The 16,128-nt window shown below is 68.1% G+C and carries 17 protein-coding genes and 1 tRNA gene; 6 read left to right on the forward strand and 12 right to left on the reverse strand.

The genetic code is table 11. The features are described 5' to 3' along the window. The first annotated feature begins 105 nt into the window (after positions 1 to 105). The 3 genes from AC07PF_RS18110 (at position 106) to AC07PF_RS18120 (ending at position 1,771) form a co-directional block, all read left to right on the forward strand. Complete coding sequence (locus tag AC07PF_RS18110; RefSeq protein WP_007861735.1) at positions 106 to 1,098, forward strand: DNA-directed RNA polymerase subunit alpha; 993 nt, start codon at positions 106 to 108, stop codon at positions 1,096 to 1,098. A 177-nt stretch (positions 1,099 to 1,275) separates the two neighbouring features. Further along, the gene (rplQ, locus tag AC07PF_RS18115) at positions 1,276 to 1,674 is read left to right on the forward strand and encodes a 50S ribosomal protein L17 (RefSeq protein ID WP_007861737.1); all 399 of its coding nucleotides are present in this window, start codon (positions 1,276 to 1,278) and stop codon (positions 1,672 to 1,674) included. 20 nt (positions 1,675 to 1,694) lie between these two features. Further along, positions 1,695 to 1,771, forward strand: a tRNA-Met gene (locus tag AC07PF_RS18120). Between the two features lie 128 nt (positions 1,772 to 1,899). On the opposite strand, the gene AC07PF_RS18125 is transcribed toward AC07PF_RS18120, so the two are convergent. From AC07PF_RS18125 to AC07PF_RS18165, 9 genes are all read right to left on the reverse strand, one after another. Further along, positions 1,900 to 2,295 (reverse strand): tautomerase family protein, encoded by a 396-nt coding sequence (locus AC07PF_RS18125; protein WP_007861738.1) that lies wholly within the window; start codon positions 2,293 to 2,295, stop codon positions 1,900 to 1,902. A gap of 125 nt (positions 2,296 to 2,420) precedes the next feature. Then, positions 2,421 to 3,893, reverse strand: coding sequence for an N-acyl-D-amino-acid deacylase family protein (locus tag AC07PF_RS18130; RefSeq protein WP_007861740.1), 1,473 nt, complete (start codon positions 3,891 to 3,893; stop codon positions 2,421 to 2,423). Beyond that, positions 3,893 to 4,858 (reverse strand): MurR/RpiR family transcriptional regulator, encoded by a 966-nt coding sequence (locus tag AC07PF_RS18135; protein WP_494612776.1) that lies wholly within the window; start codon positions 4,856 to 4,858, stop codon positions 3,893 to 3,895. The genes AC07PF_RS18130 and AC07PF_RS18135 overlap by 1 nt, the downstream gene beginning before the upstream one ends. Positions 4,859 to 4,873: 15 nt before the next feature. Continuing rightward, a complete protein-coding gene (locus tag AC07PF_RS18140; RefSeq protein WP_007861743.1) occupies positions 4,874 to 6,163 on the reverse strand; it encodes an amino acid deaminase in 1,290 nt (429 codons plus the stop codon). A 42-nt stretch (positions 6,164 to 6,205) separates the two neighbouring features. Beyond that, a complete protein-coding gene (locus tag AC07PF_RS18145) occupies positions 6,206 to 7,198 on the reverse strand; it encodes an oligopeptide/dipeptide ABC transporter ATP-binding protein (RefSeq protein WP_199234340.1) in 993 nt (330 codons plus the stop codon). Further along, on the reverse strand, positions 7,195 to 8,247 hold the full coding sequence (locus AC07PF_RS18150; RefSeq protein ID WP_007849591.1) for an ABC transporter ATP-binding protein: 1,053 nt from the start codon (positions 8,245 to 8,247) through the stop codon (positions 7,195 to 7,197). Before AC07PF_RS18150 ends, AC07PF_RS18145 begins: the two co-directional genes overlap by 4 nt. 61 nt (positions 8,248 to 8,308) lie before the next feature. Further along, on the reverse strand, positions 8,309 to 9,178 hold the full coding sequence (locus AC07PF_RS18155; RefSeq protein ID WP_494612777.1) for an ABC transporter permease: 870 nt from the start codon (positions 9,176 to 9,178) through the stop codon (positions 8,309 to 8,311). A 1-nt stretch (position 9,179) separates the two neighbouring features. Further along, positions 9,180 to 10,127 (reverse strand): ABC transporter permease, encoded by a 948-nt coding sequence (locus AC07PF_RS18160; RefSeq protein WP_007849607.1) that lies wholly within the window; start codon positions 10,125 to 10,127, stop codon positions 9,180 to 9,182. A gap of 27 nt (positions 10,128 to 10,154) precedes the next feature. Then, positions 10,155 to 11,753: an ABC transporter substrate-binding protein gene (locus AC07PF_RS18165; protein ID WP_494612778.1), complete on the reverse strand. Its 1,599-nt coding sequence runs from the start codon at positions 11,751 to 11,753 to the stop codon at positions 10,155 to 10,157. Positions 11,754 to 11,864: 111 nt separating this feature from the next. Between AC07PF_RS18165 and AC07PF_RS18170 the strand changes: the two genes are divergently transcribed. Both AC07PF_RS18170 and AC07PF_RS18175 read left to right on the forward strand, forming a co-directional pair. Further along, a complete protein-coding gene (locus tag AC07PF_RS18170; protein WP_007849612.1) occupies positions 11,865 to 12,257 on the forward strand; it encodes a RidA family protein in 393 nt (130 codons plus the stop codon). Next, a complete protein-coding gene (locus tag AC07PF_RS18175) occupies positions 12,250 to 13,203 on the forward strand; it encodes a sugar kinase (protein WP_494612779.1) in 954 nt (317 codons plus the stop codon). Before AC07PF_RS18170 ends, AC07PF_RS18175 begins: the two co-directional genes overlap by 8 nt. A gap of 34 nt (positions 13,204 to 13,237) precedes the next feature. On the opposite strand, the gene nhaR is transcribed toward AC07PF_RS18175, so the two are convergent. After that, positions 13,238 to 14,134 carry a transcriptional activator NhaR gene (gene nhaR, locus AC07PF_RS18180; protein WP_007849621.1) on the reverse strand — a complete coding sequence of 299 codons (897 nt, stop codon included), beginning with the start codon at positions 14,132 to 14,134 and terminating at the stop codon, positions 13,238 to 13,240. 157 nt (positions 14,135 to 14,291) lie between these two features. On the opposite strand from nhaR, the gene AC07PF_RS18185 reads away from it, so the two are divergent. Then, positions 14,292 to 14,846 (forward strand): Rrf2 family transcriptional regulator, encoded by a 555-nt coding sequence (locus tag AC07PF_RS18185; protein ID WP_007849624.1) that lies wholly within the window; start codon positions 14,292 to 14,294, stop codon positions 14,844 to 14,846. Positions 14,847 to 14,903: 57 nt separating this feature from the next. Here the strand turns inward: AC07PF_RS18185 and AC07PF_RS18190 are convergent, their stop codons facing one another. Continuing rightward, the gene (locus AC07PF_RS18190; protein ID WP_494612780.1) at positions 14,904 to 15,317 is read right to left on the reverse strand and encodes a VOC family protein; all 414 of its coding nucleotides are present in this window, start codon (positions 15,315 to 15,317) and stop codon (positions 14,904 to 14,906) included. A 39-nt stretch (positions 15,318 to 15,356) separates the two neighbouring features. Then, positions 15,357 to 16,001, reverse strand: a complete 645-nt coding sequence (locus AC07PF_RS18195; protein ID WP_494612781.1) for a glutathione S-transferase — start codon at positions 15,999 to 16,001, stop codon at positions 15,357 to 15,359. Between the last annotated feature and the right edge of the window lie 127 nt (positions 16,002 to 16,128).

The following is a 16,128-nucleotide window of genomic DNA, read 5'->3' on the forward strand; positions in this document are numbered from 1 at the left end:
AATCACATTTCGAAAAAACCGTACCTGAACCGCGAGGCATCGCGGTTTAGGCGCTTCACCAGCCTTACCGGTGTAACGAGCTGGGGGTATTGAGAGGAAGTCTGAATGCAAACCAATTTGCTGAAACCCAAGGCGATCAATGTCGAGCAGCTTGGCCACAATCGTGCCAAGGTCGCGCTGGAGCCGTTCGAGCGTGGCTATGGCCACACGCTGGGCAACGCCATTCGGCGCGTCCTGCTCTCGTCCATGGTGGGTTACGCAGCGACGGAAGTCACCATTGCAGGCGTTCTGCACGAGTACTCGTCCATCGATGGCGTTCAAGAAGATGTGGTCAACATCCTCCTGAACCTCAAGGGCGTGGTGTTCAAGCTGCACAACCGTGACGAAGTCACGTTGAGCCTGCGCAAGGATGGTGAAGGCGTGGTAACCGCCCGCGACATCCAGACGCCCCACGACGTCGAGATCGTCAACCCCGACCACGTGATCGCCACGCTGTCGGCTGGCGGCAAGCTGGACATGCAGATCAAGGTGGAGAAGGGCCGCGGCTACGTGCCGGGCAACCTGCGCCGCTATGCCGACGAATCGACCAAGTCGATTGGCCGCATTGTGCTGGATGCATCGTTCTCCCCCGTGAAGCGCGTAAGCTACACCGTGGAAAGCGCCCGCGTGGAACAGCGCACCGACCTGGACAAGCTGGTCGTCGAGATCGAGACCAACGGTGCCATCACGGCCGAAGACGCCGTGCGCGCCTCGGCCAAGATCCTCGTGGAACAGCTGGCGGTGTTCGCACAGCTGGAAGGCGGCGAGCTGGCTGCGTTCGACGCACCTGCAGGCCCGCGCGGCAATGCCACGTTCGATCCGATCCTGCTGCGCCCTGTGGACGAGCTGGAACTGACCGTGCGTTCCGCCAACTGCCTGAAGGCCGAGAACATCTACTACATCGGTGACCTGATCCAGCGCACCGAGAACGAGCTGCTCAAGACGCCTAACCTGGGTCGCAAGTCGCTCAACGAAATCAAGGAAGTGCTCGCATCGCGTGGTCTCACGCTGGGCATGAAGCTTGAGAACTGGCCACCAGCCGGTCTGGACAAGCGTTAAACAAACGCTATAATCCCGAGTTCCCCAGAAAATGGGGAACCCGAATTAGGGTCCTCCGCAAGGGGGACTTTTCGTTCCTGTAGCAGGGATTCATTTCTGCGGCAGGAAACAGTGCCTCGGACAGTACCTGATACGGCTGGCCCGATTTAATTACATAGACAGTAGAAGGAAAGCACCATGCGCCACGGTCACGGCCTCCGCAAACTCAATCGCACCAGCTCGCACCGCCTTGCGATGCTGCAGAACATGATGAACTCGCTCATCGAGCACGAAGTCATCAAGACCACCGTTCCCAAGGCCAAGGAACTGCGCCGCGTGGTCGAACCCATGATCACCCTGGCCAAGGTCGACACCGTCGCCAACCGCCGCCTGGCATTCAATCGCCTGCGCGACCGCGACAGCGTCACCAAGCTGTTCAACGACCTGGGCCCCCGCTTCAATGCGCGTCCCGGTGGCTACACCCGCATCCTGAAGATGGGTTTCCGCGTTGGCGACAATGCGCCCATGGCCCTGGTTGAATTGGTCGACCGTGCTGAAGAAAAAACTGAAAATTCTTCGGCCGCAGCCGCTGAATAAGGTATATAATTCAATCTTGCCGCGCGATGGAGCAGTCTGGTAGCTCGTTGGGCTCATAACCCAAAGGTCGGAGGTTCAAATCCTCCTCGCGCAACCAATATTGCAAAAAGCCCACTTTCGAGTGGGCTTTTTTGTTTTTGGGCCGAGCCATTGGCTGGCTGGCTGGCTGGCTGGCTGGTGGGTGGGACGAAGCAATGGCGGACCGCCGGTGCCGGCCGCCTGCACTCACTGGGGATGTTGGTGCCGGAACTCCTGCGTCTTGCCGCCATAGCCATAGGCCGTCGCGCGCACGTCCTGCACATAGATGTAGCTTTCCTCGTGCAGCTCTCCCAGCAGGCCCTGGAAGGCCGCGAACACCTCGGCGATGTAGCGTGCCTTCTCGGCCTTGGTGTTAGTCTCGTCGACGACCTTGATGTCGAGGTAGACGCTCTTCTTGCCCTGGGCGGCCAAGCTGCTGCCGCCCACGATCCAGTCCTCGGGGTGCACATAGGAAACGGTCACCGCCGTGATCTGGGGGTTCTTGCCCAGGATGCGGGTGGTCAGATCGAGCAGCGTGTCCGAGATGCGCTGCGACAGGGCGGCCGAGCGTTCGGCAGAGACTTTGACGTTGATGATGGGCATGGAAAACTCCTGGTCAGTGGATGGGTTGGTAGGTGCCTCCACTGTAGTTTTCGACCCGGTTTCCGGACACGGCGCCCGGCGGGAAGCGGCTTTGCAATGGCTGCAAAGCCCGCTTGGGGCATGCCTCAGGCGGGCGGGGTAGCCTGCCGGCGGATGAAGCGCCCGGCACGTGCCCCGGTGGCGCGGCCTTCTGCGGTGTAGCTCAGCACGCCGTTCACCCAGACCTGCTCGATGCCTTCGCTGAACTGCACGGGCTTCTCGTAGCTCGCGGTATCGCGCACGCGCGCCGGGTCGAACACCACCACGTCGGCCATGTGGCCTGCAGCCAGGCGGCCCCGCTCGCCGATGCGAAAGCGCTGCGCCGACAGGCCGGTCATCTTGTGGATGGCCTCTTCCAGCCGCAGCAGGCCCTTCTCGCGCCAGTAGCAGGCCAGCACGCGCGGGAAGGCGCCCCACAGCCGGGGGTGGGGGCGCTCGTCGTGCGGCAGCCCGTCCGAGCCGATCATGGACAGGGGGTGCGCAATCACGCGCTCCACATCGTCCTCGCGCATCTGGAAGTAGCAGGCGCCACCGGGTTGCAGCCGGTCGCACGCTGCCTGTTCGGTCGTGTCCCATTCCCGGGCGATGTCCTTGAGGTAGCGGCCCACCATCTCGGGATGGGGCTGGCTGCCGGTGATCAGGATGTCGATCACACCGTCGACCAGGTCGGTGCGCAGCACCGTCGAGCCCGCGGTGTAGGGGTACACATCCAGGCTGATGGGCTGGCCCTGGGCGAGTGACTCGATCAGCGGCAGCGTCTGGCGCGTGCGGCCCCAGTTCGAGGCGCCGGCGCACTTGTGGTGCGACAGCACCAGCGGCAGGCCGGCCTGGCGCGCCGTGAGCGCCGCCTCCTGCAGCGCCGGCAAAATGCCGGCCAGCTCGTCGCGGATGTGGGTCGCATACACGCCGCCATTTCGCGCGGCCACGCTGGCCAGCTCGGTCAGCTCGGTGAGATCGGCCGCATAGGCTTCCTTGTAGAACACGCCGGACGACAGGCCCAGCGCGCCCGCATCCATGGCCTCCTGCATGTCGGCGGCCATGGCAGCGCGCTCGCTGGCCGTGGCCGGGCGTCCCAGTTCGGGCAGGTGGCGCATGCGCAGGGCCGTATGGCCCAGCAGCGCAGCCACGTTCACGCCGGGCTGCGCGGCATCCACGGCGCGCGCGTAGTCGGCCATGCGCGCGTGGCGGAACTGGCGCTGGCCCAGCAGCGACAGCGGCGCCGCCGGTGCATCCGTCACCATGGGGGCCAGCGAGATGCCGCAGTTGCCCACGATCACCGTGGTCACGCCCTGCGACAGCTTGGGCAGCATGTCGGGCGCGTCGATGGCGGCCGCATCGTCGTGCGTGTGCACATCGATGAAGCCGGGTGCGATCACGCGGTCCGTGCAGTCAATGGTCTGTAGCTCCAGGCCGGCGAACAAGGCCGGGTCGATGGCGCCGGGCGCGGCCAGCGCCACGATGCGCTCGCCTGCCAGCAGCAGGTCGCCCACCCATCCGGGGCGGTCGGTGCCGTCGATGATGGTTCCGTTCTTCAGCAGGGTTGCTTGCGTTGCTACCATCAATTGTCTTTCTGGCCCGGCTTGTGCATGCCCGGGCCGTGGTCCATGGCGCCCGAATACTCGGCGCTGTCGAATCCGTGTTTGTGCAAAAGCTGCTTGAACTGCTGCAGGCCCCGCGTGGCCACCGGCCCCAGCTGCTGCGCCAGGCGCACCATCAGGATCTCGATCACCACCAGGTGGGCCAGGTAGGCCTCGGTGCCCACGCGCATCACCGCATCCTGCGGCACCGACACGGCCAGCACCAGGTCGGCCGTCTCGGCCAGCGGCGTACCGGGCTGGGTCAGCGCGATCACCGTGGCGCCCTGCGAGCGGGCGAAACGCGCCGCCTCCACCGTGTAGGGCATGCGCCCCACATGCGACACGACGAAGGCCACGCCCTCGGGGCCCAGGGTGCTGGCCGAGACCAGTTGCTGGTGCGCGTCGAAGATCGCGTTGGCCGTGAGGCCCAGGCGGAACAGCCGGCTCTGCAGCTCGCTGGCCGTGAAGGTCGACGCTGCGCCGACCGAATAGCAGTCGATGCGCCGCGCCTTGGCGAGCTTGGCGGCCACCTGGTCGATCACGTCCACGTCGATGCGCCGGCCCAGCTCGGTCAGCGAGGAGACAGCCGCATGGATGATCTTGCTGGAGACGTCCTGCGCCGTGTCCTCGGCCAGCACACTGCGGTGCAGGTAGGAGCCCGAGACCGCCAGGTCCTGCGCCAGCGCCAGCATGAACTCGCGCACCGAGTCGTAGCCGAAGCTGCGGCAGGTGCGCACGATGGTCGGCATGGACACGCCCGCCTGCTGCGCCAGCTGCTCCACCGTGGCCGCCACGGCAGCGCGCGGGTCTTCGAGCACGGCACGCACCACGCTGCGCTGCGCCTCGGGCAGGCTGTCCTGGCGCTCGCGCAATTGCTGCAGCAGGCCCGGCGTGGGGCTGGGCGGCTGGGTGGAGGACGACGGCGAAGGAGGCAGGCTGCTGTTCATGCGCTTCTCCGCGTCTCAGAACCGGGTGCTGATGGCGCCCGTGATGGCGCCATCGTCTTCCACCAGCGGCATCCAGCGCCACTTGTCGAAGGTGGTGCAGGGGTGCGAGATGCCCAGCGCCACGCGGTCGCCCACACGGGGCGCAGCGGCGTCGCCGGCTGCGGCATCGAAGCGCAGGTAGGCATGCTGGTCGTTCAAGGCGCTCACGCTCCAGCCGGCCGGGGCGGCCGCCGCCGTGCGCTCGCCGCGCCGCGCCAGCTGCACCGGGATGGGCATCTCCAGGTCGTAGGAGATGTCGCGGCGCCCGCAGGTCAGCAGGGCCAGGCCCGGCTCCGGCACCGACTGCACCATGGCCCAGACCGTGAGGGCCGGGCGCAGCGAGGTATCGAGCCCTTCGCGCTGCTCCACGTTCTTGAGGAAGCGCGCGTAGTTGCCATGGTCGTGCGTCACATAGCAGCCCGAGCGCAGCACGCCCTCCACGGGGCGCGACAGGCCCTGGGCCTGCAGCAGCGGCACCACCAGGTCGAACACGGCCGAGCCGCCCGCGGTGAGCAGGATGCGGTCCTGTGCGAACAGGTGCCCTGCATCGCAGGCGCGTGCCACCTCCATCACGCGGCGCACCAGGGCCGTCACCTCGCGGGCGTCGTGCTCGTTGTCGCAGCGCGCCACGCCGCCCTCATAGCATTCGATGCCATCGAACTGCACGGCCTGCGACGCCGCCAGCGCACGCGCCAGGGCCAGTGCCTCGTCCAGCGTGCGGCAGCCGGTGCGCTGGCCGGGGATGCCCATCTCCAGCAGCACGTTGAACACACGGGCACTGCCGCGGCGCTGCTTCCAGTCCTCCACCAGTGCGAGCTGCGCCAGCGAGTCGACAAGGAACCACACCGTGAGATCGGCGTGACGGGCCAGCAGTGCATCGAGCGCATCCAGGTCGGCATCGCAGACCACCTGGTTGGCGATGATGATGCGGCGCGCACCGGCTTGCACCCCCACCGCGACCTGGAAGGCCGTGGCGAAGGTCAGGCCCCAGGCACCGCCCGCCAGCTGCTGTGCAAAGAGCTGGGGCGACATGGTGGTCTTGCCGTGCGGCGCCAGGGCGATGCCCTTGCGCTTGGCAAAATCCTGCATCCAGGCCAGGTTGTGCGCCAGCGCCGTGCGGCTGAGCACTGCCAGCGGGAAAGCCAGGTCGTCGGCCAGCACATTCCAGCCGCGTGCGGCGATCTCGCTGGCGCGGCAGGGCGCCGCCGCGATGGGAAAGCTCTTGCTGGTGGCGTCCAGGGTGAAGTCAGTGGTGGTGTTCGTCATGTCGTTTCGTCATGTTGGAGGGACGCAGCGGGGCTGCGCCGGTCAGATGTCGTCGCGCCAGCAGGCCTTCCAGTGCTCGGTGCCCACGGGGCGCAGGGCCATGTCGGCGCTGGCGCATTCGGCCACCGCATGCGGGCAGCGCGTGCGGAACACGCAGCCCGAGGGCGGATTGGCGGGGCTGGGCAGGTCGCCCTGCAGCAGGGGGATGGTACGCCGCTGCGCCGGGTCGGGGATGGGGGCCGCGGCCAGCAGGGCGCGCGTGTAGGGATGGGCTGGCCGCGCATACAGCGCGCTGGTGGGCGCGATCTCCATCACGCGGCCCAGGTACAGCACCACCACGCGGTCGCACAGGTACTCCACCACGTCCAGGTCGTGCGAGATGAACAGCAAGGTCAGGCCCAGCTGCTGCTTGAGGTCGCCCAGCAGGTTCACCACCTGCGCCTGGATCGACACGTCCAGCGCCGACAGCGGCTCGTCCGCCACGATGAAGTTCGGCTGCACTGCCAGCGCGCGCGCAATGCCGATGCGCTGGCGCTGCCCACCCGAGAACTCGTGCGGAAAGCGGTCCGCATGCTCGGGCCTGAGGCCCACCTGCGTGAGCAGCTCGTGGATGCGCGGCAGGCGTGCCGCACCGCGCGCCTGGCGGTGCGTGTCCAGCGCCTCGCCCAGCACCTCGCGGATGCGCATGCGCGGGTTCAGGCTGGCGTACGGGTCCTGGAAGATGATCTGGATCTTCGAGCGCAGCGGGCGAAACTGGCCCTGGCTCATTCCGGCCAGGTCCTGCCCGCCAGCGTCGCTGCCGTGGTACAGCATCTGGCCCGCCGTCGGGTCCACCAGGCGCGTCAGCAGGCGGCCGATGGTGCTCTTGCCCGAGCCCGACTCGCCCACCAGGCCCAGGGTCTCGCCGCGCCGGATGGCAAAGCTCACGTCGTCCACCGCGCGCACCGGGTGCGGGCCGCTGCCGAAGTACTTGCGCAGGCCGCGCACCTCGATGAGGTTGTCGCCCGGGGTCGGGGCCATGGCCACGGCGTTCATGCGCTCACCTCCTGCTGCGCCTGCTCGCCCACACGGATGCAGCGCACCCGCCGGCCGGCCTCGGTGGCACTGCCGTCGGACAGGGCCGGCATGCGCGCATCGCAGGCCGCGATGCGGCGCTCGCAGCGCGGCGCAAAGGCGCAGCCCGGCGGCGGCGCGAGCGGGCTCGACACCTGGCCCGGTATGGCCACCAGGCGCGGGCGCTGCCCGGCCACCGCGACCGCATGGCGCCTGGCCACGCCGGGCAGGCAGGCCAGCAGGCCGCGCGTGTAGGGGTGCTCGGGCTGCGCGAACAGGTCGTGCACCGGGGCCGACTCGACGATGCGGCCGGCGTACATCACGGCCACCGCGTCGGCGTACTGCGCCACCACGCCCAGGTTGTGGGTCACGAACAGCATGCTCATGCCCGTCTCCTTCTGCAGCCGGCCCATGAGGGCCAGGATCTGCGCCTGGATGGTCACGTCCAGCGCGGTGGTCGGCTCGTCGGCGATCAGCAGCGTGGGGTTGCAGGCCATGGCCAGCGCAATCATCACGCGCTGGCGCATGCCGCCCGAGAGCTGGTGCGGGTACTCGTGCACGCGCTGCTTGGCGGCCGGTATCTCCACCAGCTCCAGCATGCGCTGGGCATGGGCCAGTGCAGCGCGGCGGTCGAGCTTGAGGTGCAGGCGCACCGATTCGGCGATCTGCTCGCCCACGGTCAGCACCGGGTTCAGGCTGGTCATGGGCTCCTGGAAGATCATCGCGATCTCGTTGCCGCGCAGCGCCCGGCGCTCGGCCTCGGGCAGGGCCAGCAGGTCCACGCGCCGGCCGTCGCGCCGGGTGAACCAGGCCTGGCCACTGACCTGGGCCTGCGAGGTCTTGGCGTGCAGGCCCATCAGCGTCAGGCTGGTGACGGACTTGCCCGAGCCCGACTCCCCGACCAGCGCCAGCGTCTGGCCCGGGTGGATGGCAAAGGACACGTCGGCCACGCTCTGGATGCGGCCGGCGTCGGTGGCGAACGAGGTGGACAGGCCCTGCACTTCGAGCCGGGCAGCCGTGGGGGTGGTCATGGGGTGGGTGCCTTCGTAACGCGCTCGCCAGGGGCGGGCGCTTGCGTGGGTCGGTGAAAGCTCATGCGGCCTTCTTGAGCTTGGGGTCGAGCAGGTCGCGCACGCCGTCGCCCAGCATCTGCAGCGACAGGGCGGTGAACACGATGGCCAGGCCCGGGTAGAGAATCGTCCAGAACGCGCGGTCGGCCGATTCCAGGCTGCCCGCGATCATGGTGCCCCAGGTGGGGATGTCGAGCGGCACGCCCACGCCCAGGAAGGACAGGCCCGCCTCGGCCAGGATGGCATAGGCGAAGATGAAGGTCACCTGCACCAGGATGGGCGAGACCAGGTTGGGCAGGATGTGCTTGAGCAGGATGCGCGGCGTGCGCACGCCCAGGGCGCGCGCGGCGTCCACGAACAGCAGCTCGCGCAGCACCAGGGTGCTGGCCCGCACCACGCGCGCCACGCGCGGCGTGTAGACGATGACCAGCGCCAGCATCACGTTCCACAGCGAGGCCCCCAGGATGGACACCAGGGCGATGCCCAGCAAGATGTCGGGGAAGGACATCATCGCGTCCACCACGCGCATCAGCGGCGCGTCCAGCCGCCGGAAGAAGCCCGCGAACATGCCCAGCAGCGTGCCGAACAGCACCGCGCCCGCGGCCGTGAGCCCGCCGATCAGCAGCGAATAGCGTGCGCCGTGCACGATGCGCAGCATCACGTCGCGCCCGAGCTCGTCGGTGCCGGCCCAGTGCGCGGCCGAGGGCGCGTTCAGGCGCTCGCTGATCGAGATGGCGTTGGGGTCGGCGTCCGACACCCAGGGGAACACCGTGGCCACCGCGACCACCAGGGCCAGCACGATGGCCGAGGCCAGCACCACCTTGCGTGCGAACAGGCGGCGTGCCAGTGGCAGCCAGTAGTCCTTGAGATTGCGAATCAGGCCTTGCACCATGTCACTTGCCCTCCAGCCGGATGCGTGGGTCGACCAGCGTGTACAGGAAGTCGATGGCCAGGTTGATGAATACATAGATGGCCGCGATGACCAGCAGCGTGCCCTGGATCACCGGGTAGTCACGGCGCAGCACGGCGCGCACCACCAGATTGCCCACGCCGGGCAGGTTGAACACCGTCTCGGTCACCACCGTGCCGCCGATCATCAGCGCCAGTGTCAGGCCCAGCACCGTGACGATGGGCACCAGCGCATTGCGCAGCACGTGCTTGACCATCACCGTGCCTTCGGCCAGGCCCTTGGCGCGTGCCGTGCGCACGTAGTCCTCGCCCAGGATGTCGAGCATCGAGGCGCGTGTGAAGCGGATGATCAGCGCCGAGTTCAGCAGCCCCAGCACCAGCGCCGGCAGCAGCAGGTGCGACAGGCGCTCGGCCAGCGGCGAGGCCGGGTCGCCATAGCCCGAGGCCGGGAACCAGCCGAGCTTGACCGCGAACAGCTGGATCAGGATCAGCCCGAGCCAGAAGCTGGGCACGCTGGCGCCCAGCATGGCCACGCCGCTCAGGGCCTGGTCACCGGGGCTGCCGCGCCAGATGGCGGCCGCCATGCCGCAGGGGATGCCGATCAGCGCCGCGATGCCCACCGCGAACAGCGCCAGGAACAGCGTGGGCTCGGCGCGCTCGAGCAGCGCCTGCGCCACCGGGCGCTGCAGAAAGATGGACTGGCCCAGGTTGCCCTGCAGCAGCTCGCCCACCCAGAGCACGAACTGCGTGGGCAGGGGCTTGTCCAGCCCGTACTGCACGCGCGCCGCGGCGATGTCCTCGGCCGTGGCCTGCTCACCCAGCAGCAGCGCCACCGGGTCGCCCGAGGCCAGGCGCGTGAGCGCGAACACCAGCACCGCGACAAGGGCCAGCACCACCAGGGCGCCGCCCAGGCGGGTCATCAGAAAACGCATGGCAACGAACCTTCGTGCAGTGGGGGCTTACTTGGCCAGGCCCGTGTTCCAGAAGAACGGCCAGATCGCCGGCGTGTAGCCTTCCAGCTTGGCCGAGCGCGCCGAGAGGCCGTTGAACTTGCCGACCTCGATGAAGGGCACTTCGTCGTACACCACCTGCTGCACGGCACCCCACAGCGGGCCGCGCTTGGCGACATTGGTCTCCTGGTTGAAGGCCGTGAGCGTGGCCTTCTTGGCGGGCGAATCCCACCAGCCCGGCGCGCCGTCACCGAGCTGCGGCGGCGAGAGCATGGGCTCGGGGAACAGGCCCGAGTGCGTGAAGTACACGTCCCACAACTTGGCATCGTTGCGCCGCTGCACCAGTGTGGCCCAGTCCACCACCTGCAGTTCGGTCTTGAAGCCGGCCTTCTTGAGCTGCTCGGCCATCACCAGCGCCATGTTGTAGTGGAACTCGTACTGCCGGCTGGCCATGATGCGCACCGGCTGGCCGTTGTAGCCGGCCTTGGCCGCCTGGTCCTTGGCGGCCTGCGGGTTGCGCTCGTTGTACAGCTTGCTGCCCGCGTCCGAGTAGTAGGGCGTGCCCTTGGGGAAGAAGTTGGGCTCCACCACGAAGAAGCGGTTGTCGCCAAAGCCCGCAGCCAGCAGCTCGCCCGAGCCCACGGCGGTCTGCACCGCGCGGCGCAGCGGCTGCGCGGCCAGCACGCCTTCCTTGGTGTTGAAGACGATGTAGGGGAAACCGAAGTTCTTGGTCACGATGGGCACCACGGCCGGGGCACCCTTGTCGATGCGGCTGGCCGCTTCCACGGGCAGCAGGTCGGCGTACTGGAACTGGCCCGACAGGGCGCCCTCCACGCGGGTGTTGGCGTTGGGCACGGGCACGAAGCGCAGTTCGTCGAGCAGGGCCTCGCGGCGGCCGGCATAGCCGCTCGGGGCCTCCTTGCGGGCGCTGTAGGTGTCGTGGCGCACCAGCACCGTGAACTGGTCGGGGCGGCGCTCCTTGAACTTGTAGGGACCGGTGCCGATGAAATCCTTGAGCTGCGGCGCGATGCTCTCCTTGGCCATGATGGCGGCCATGCCGCTGGGCAGCGCCAGCTGGGCCAACAGCGGTGCATAGGGCGCCTTGAGCTTGAGCTCCACCGACAGCGGGCCCTTGGCGGTGAGCGAGGCCACCTCCTTGCCCACGGCCTTGCCGCGCGGCGACAGCTCCATCCAGCGCTGCAGCGAGGCCACCACGTCGTCGGCATTCAGGTCGCGGCCGTTGTGCAGCTTCACTTCCTTGCGCAGGGCGATGGTGTAGGTCAGGCCGTCCTTGGACACGGAGGGCAGGCCCTCGGCCAGCATGGGCGCCACGGCCCAGTTCGCGTCGAAGGTGTACAGCGGCTCGTAGACGTGCTGCATGATGGTGCCGACCAGGTCGGCCGTGCTCACCATGGGGTCCAGCCCCTGGGGCTCGCCGACCATGGCCAGGTTGGCGGCGCCCCCCTTGGCGGGGGCGGCCAGGGCGGGCTGGCCCGACCCCAGGGCCACGAGCACGGCAGCACTTGCTGCCAGGCCCAGAACGCTGCGCCTGGCGGCCTGAACAGGCCTTCCGGGCGTCAACCAATCACGGATGGATGAGGATTGCATCGTGGCTCCATAAGTAATAACATTACATTTTTAATCGTAGATGACTCGTTTATGAAAGTCAAACGGGTTTTTTCCGATGATTTATGTAAATTCATTACACAAGGAGCTTGCATGAGCCATGTAGAACTGCTGGGCCAGTCCCCCATCGCATCCGACCGCCAGGCGCGTCCCCTGTCGCCCGCCACGCGCGCTGGCGACTTCGTCTTCGTCTCGGGCCAGGTGCCCACGGACGACCAGGGCCAGGTCATCGTCGGCGGCATCGAGGCCCAGACGCGCCAGGTGTTCCAGCGCGTCAAGGACGCCCTGGCGCTGGCCGACTGCACCCTGGCCGATGTGGCCAAGGTCAGCGTCTGGCTGGCCGATGCGCGCGATTTCGGCAGCTTCAACCGCGTCTACATGGAGTGCTTCGGCGAGCACCGGCCGGCCCGCTCCACGGTGGAGTCGCGCCTCATGATCGACGCCAAGGTCGAGATCGACGTCACCGCCTACAAGCCCCGTGCCTGAGCGTTCCACCACCTCCGTGGGCAAGACCTTCGACGTGGCCGCGCTCGGCGAGGCCATGGTCGAGTTCAACCAGGTCCACCCCGGCCAGCCGCAGTACCTGCGCGGCTTCGGCGGCGACACCAGCAATGCCGCCATTGCGGCGGCACGGGCCGGCGCGCGCGTGGCCTACCTCACGCGCATCGGGCAGGACAGCTTCGGCCAGGCGCTCACCGCGCTGTGGCGCGCCGAGGGCGTGGACACCCGCGCCGTGCAGAGCGACGGCGAGCACCCCACCGGCATCTACTTCGTCTCGCATGGAGCGGCCGGGCACGAGTTCAGCTACCTGCGCGCAGGGTCGGCCGCGAGCCGCATGGCGCCGCAGTGGCTGGCCGGCGAGCCCACGGCCGTGCTGCAGGCGGCCCGCATCCTGCACCTGTCGGGCATTTCGCTGGCCATCTCGCCGCAGGCCTGCGACACGGCCTTCGAGGCCATGCTTCTCGCGCGCGAGGCCGGCACCCTGGTGGCCTTCGACTCCAACCTGCGCCTCAAGCTCTGGCCGCTGGCGCGGGCCCAGGCCTGCATCGCTCAGGCCGTGGCGCTGTGCGACATCTTCCTGCCCAGCCTGGTGGACATGCAGGCCCTGACCGGCCTGTCCGATCCCGACGCCATCGTCGACTGGGGCCATGCGCGTGGCGCGGCCACCGTGGTGCTCAAGCTCGGTGCCGAGGGGGCCCTGGCCAGCGACGGCCAGCGCAGGGAGCGCATCGTCGGCCTGCGCGTCACGCCCGTGGACGCCACCGGTGCCGGCGACTGCTTCTGCGGCAACCTGCTGGCCCGCCTGGCCCAGGGTGACGACGTGTTCGCGGCGGCGCGCTATGCCAATGCCGCCGCAGCGCTGGCGGTGCAGGGCTATGGCGCCGTGGCGCCCCTGCCGTACGCGCGCCAGGTGCAGGTGCCGGCCGCCTGAACCGGTGGGGCAGGGCCGTCGGCACCTGCCCCGGTCATGCCGCGAACAGGTCGGACCGGGCGGCCTTGGTGATGGCGGCCACGCAGGGGTGGCTGATGCGCCGCTCCACCGAGATCGCAAAGAACTCCTCGACCAGCTCTGTGGAGCGACCGATCACCTCGACCCCGAACTGGGCCTGGGTCTCCTCTTCCAGCACCGTGGGCGAGGTGAACACCCCGCGCCCCTCGCGCCCGAAGGCGTTCATCAGCGCGCTGTCGTCGAACTCTCCCACCAGGCGCGGCTGCAGCTGGTGCTTGTTGAACCAGTGGTCGAGCTGCTGGCGCACCGAGGACATGGGCCCCTGGATCAGCATCGGCGCGCCATGCAGGCACTTGGGGAACGGGCCTTGCAGCTGGCTGCGCAGGGCCGGTGCGCAGAAGAAGCTCATGGAGCTGGTGCCCAGGCCGTGGTTGAAGGCCTTGACGCCGATCTTCCGGGAGACCGGCTCGTCCGCCAGCACCAGGTCCAGCCGGTTCAGGCTCAGCTGCGCCACCAGCTCGGGGAACTTGCCCTCGTGGCAGGTCATGTGCACCTGTTCGGCCAGGCCCATTGCCGGCTCCAGCAGGCGGTAGGCGACCGACTTGGCCACCGAATCCGCCACACCCACGCGGAACTCCAGCGGGCGCGATTGCCCGCGCGCCAGGCGGATGGACTTTTCCAGCTCGTCGCCCAGCGCAAAGATCTGCTCCGCATAACCGAGTGCCACCCGGCCCTCGCTGGTCAACTCCAGCCCCCGGCCGCGCTTCTTGAACAGGTCGTGGCCCAGCCATTCCTCGAGCTGCTTGATCTGGCCCGAGAGCGTCTGCGGCGTGGTGTTGAGCTGCTCGCCGGCGCGCATGATGCCGCCCGCCTTGGCCGTGGTCCAGAAGTAGCGCAGGTGCTTGAAGTTCATGCCGTCTCCTTGATACTTCGCAAAAAACGAAGTAAAAATCTCAATAAATCGAATATACGCGAAGTGTCAAGATCCCTAAAGTACGTCCATGGACAGATCGCGGAACGCCCCTTCGGGCACCGAACCCTGGCCATACAACGTTCACAAGGAGTCAAAGATGCGTATCACTACCCGAGGGCAACTTGCCGTGTCGGCCATGACCGATCTCGCACTGCGTCAGCAGATGCGTCCTGTGGCACTGTCGACCATCAGTGCACGCCAGGGCACCTCGCTGTCCTACCTGGAGCAGCTGTTCAGCGCGTTGCGGCGCGCCGGGCTGGTGGACAGCACGCGCGGGCCTGGCGGCGGCTACACGCTGGCGCGCCGCGCGGACCAGGTGTCCGTGGCCGACATCATCCTGGCGGTGGAAAACCTCAAGGGTGACGACACCCAGAGCCTGGCCCAGGGCCAGGCGGCGCAGATGAAGGCCATGACGGGTGAGCTGTGGATCACCTTCAACAGCCGGGTGATGGACTACCTGCAGTCCGTGACGCTGGCGGAGCTGGTGACGCAGGAGCTGGCCCGTGGCGTGGTGGTGGAGTCCGGCGAGCCGGCGCCGCAGCAACGTGCCCGCGCTGTGCCCAGCGCCAAGCCCAAGCCGCGCCTGGCCGGGCTCGGTGTGCCCAACTCGGTGTTCGCACTGGGGAGCATGCCGCTGATGCAGCGGCGCTGAGAGGGGTGCCGGGGAGGGGCGGCGGCTGCCGCCCCTGGCTCCCGGCGCGGTGGCGGCCTACGCCGCGTACACCTGTTCCATGGATTTGAAGCCCTTCATCTCGATCGGGTTGCCGCTCGGGTCGTGGAAGAACATCGTCCACTGCTCCCCGGGTTCGCCCTCGAAGCGCACCTGGGGCGCAAGCACGAATGGCGTGCCGGCCGCCTTCAGGCGCTCGGCCACGGCCTTCCAGGCGGGCAATTCAAGGATGGCGCCGAAGTGCGGCATGGGCACCAGGTGCTCGCCCACATGGCCGGTGGCGGCGCTGGTGAACGGCGTGCCCAGGTGCAGGGAGATCTGGTGGCCGAAGAAGTCGAAATCGACCCAGGTGTCGGTGCTGCGGCCTTCGCGGCAGCCCAGCACGCCGCCGTAGAAACGGCGGGCTGCGTCGAGGTCAGTGACGTTGAAGGCAAGGTGAAAAAGGCTGTGCATCGGTGCAGGATAGCAGCGGATGCGCTCCCCCTGGCGACGTCAGCCTTTCGGTCTGGCCAGCATCTCGGCCGTGTTGGTCTTGCGGTCGGCATTCACGCGCGCCACGTGGGGGCGCTCGTTCATGCGGGCCAGGTAGCCGCGCACCGGCAGCTCGGCCAGGAAGTCGCGGCCGTAGATGATCTTTGTGGCCGACGACACCAGCGGCAGGTGCACGATGGCCGCGCAGTCCGCCGCGGTGAAGCTGTCACCGCCGATGAAGGGGCTGAACTTCGTGAGCTGGGCGAAGGCGGCGATGTTCTTGGCCAGCTGGGCGCCGACCTTTTCGCGCGCCGCCTCGCTCACCGTGCCGCCGAAAAAGGCCTGCGGGTAGAGGTTGCGCGCCACCAGCTCCAGGTGCAGCTCCATGAAGGTGATCAGCTCGCGCACCTTGCCAGCGGCCAGCGGGTCGGCCGGGATCAGCGGGTGCTCGGGGTAGGCCGACTCGATGTAGTCGGCGATCACCGCCGACTCGCACAGCGTGCCGTTCGGGGTGCGCAGGTAGGGCACCTTGCCCAGCGGGCTGGCGCTGCGGTCGGTCTCGCCGATCCAGGCCAGTTCTTCGGTGAAGGGCACGCCCTTTTCGAGCAGCGCGAGCTTGACCTTGTTGTAGTAGTTGCTGGCCGAAAAGCCGCAGAGGGTGAGCATGGGGTGTCTCCTGTATCTCTTGGTAGGGGTCGTTGCCGGTTGCCATGCTAGGCGGTCGGCCGGGCCGGCCCGGTCGCGCAGATGACGCATGCGCCGGTCCTACAATGGTCCGCATCCGCCGCAGCGG

This window comes from Acidovorax sp. GW821-FHT10A04 (genome assembly GCF_059415825.1).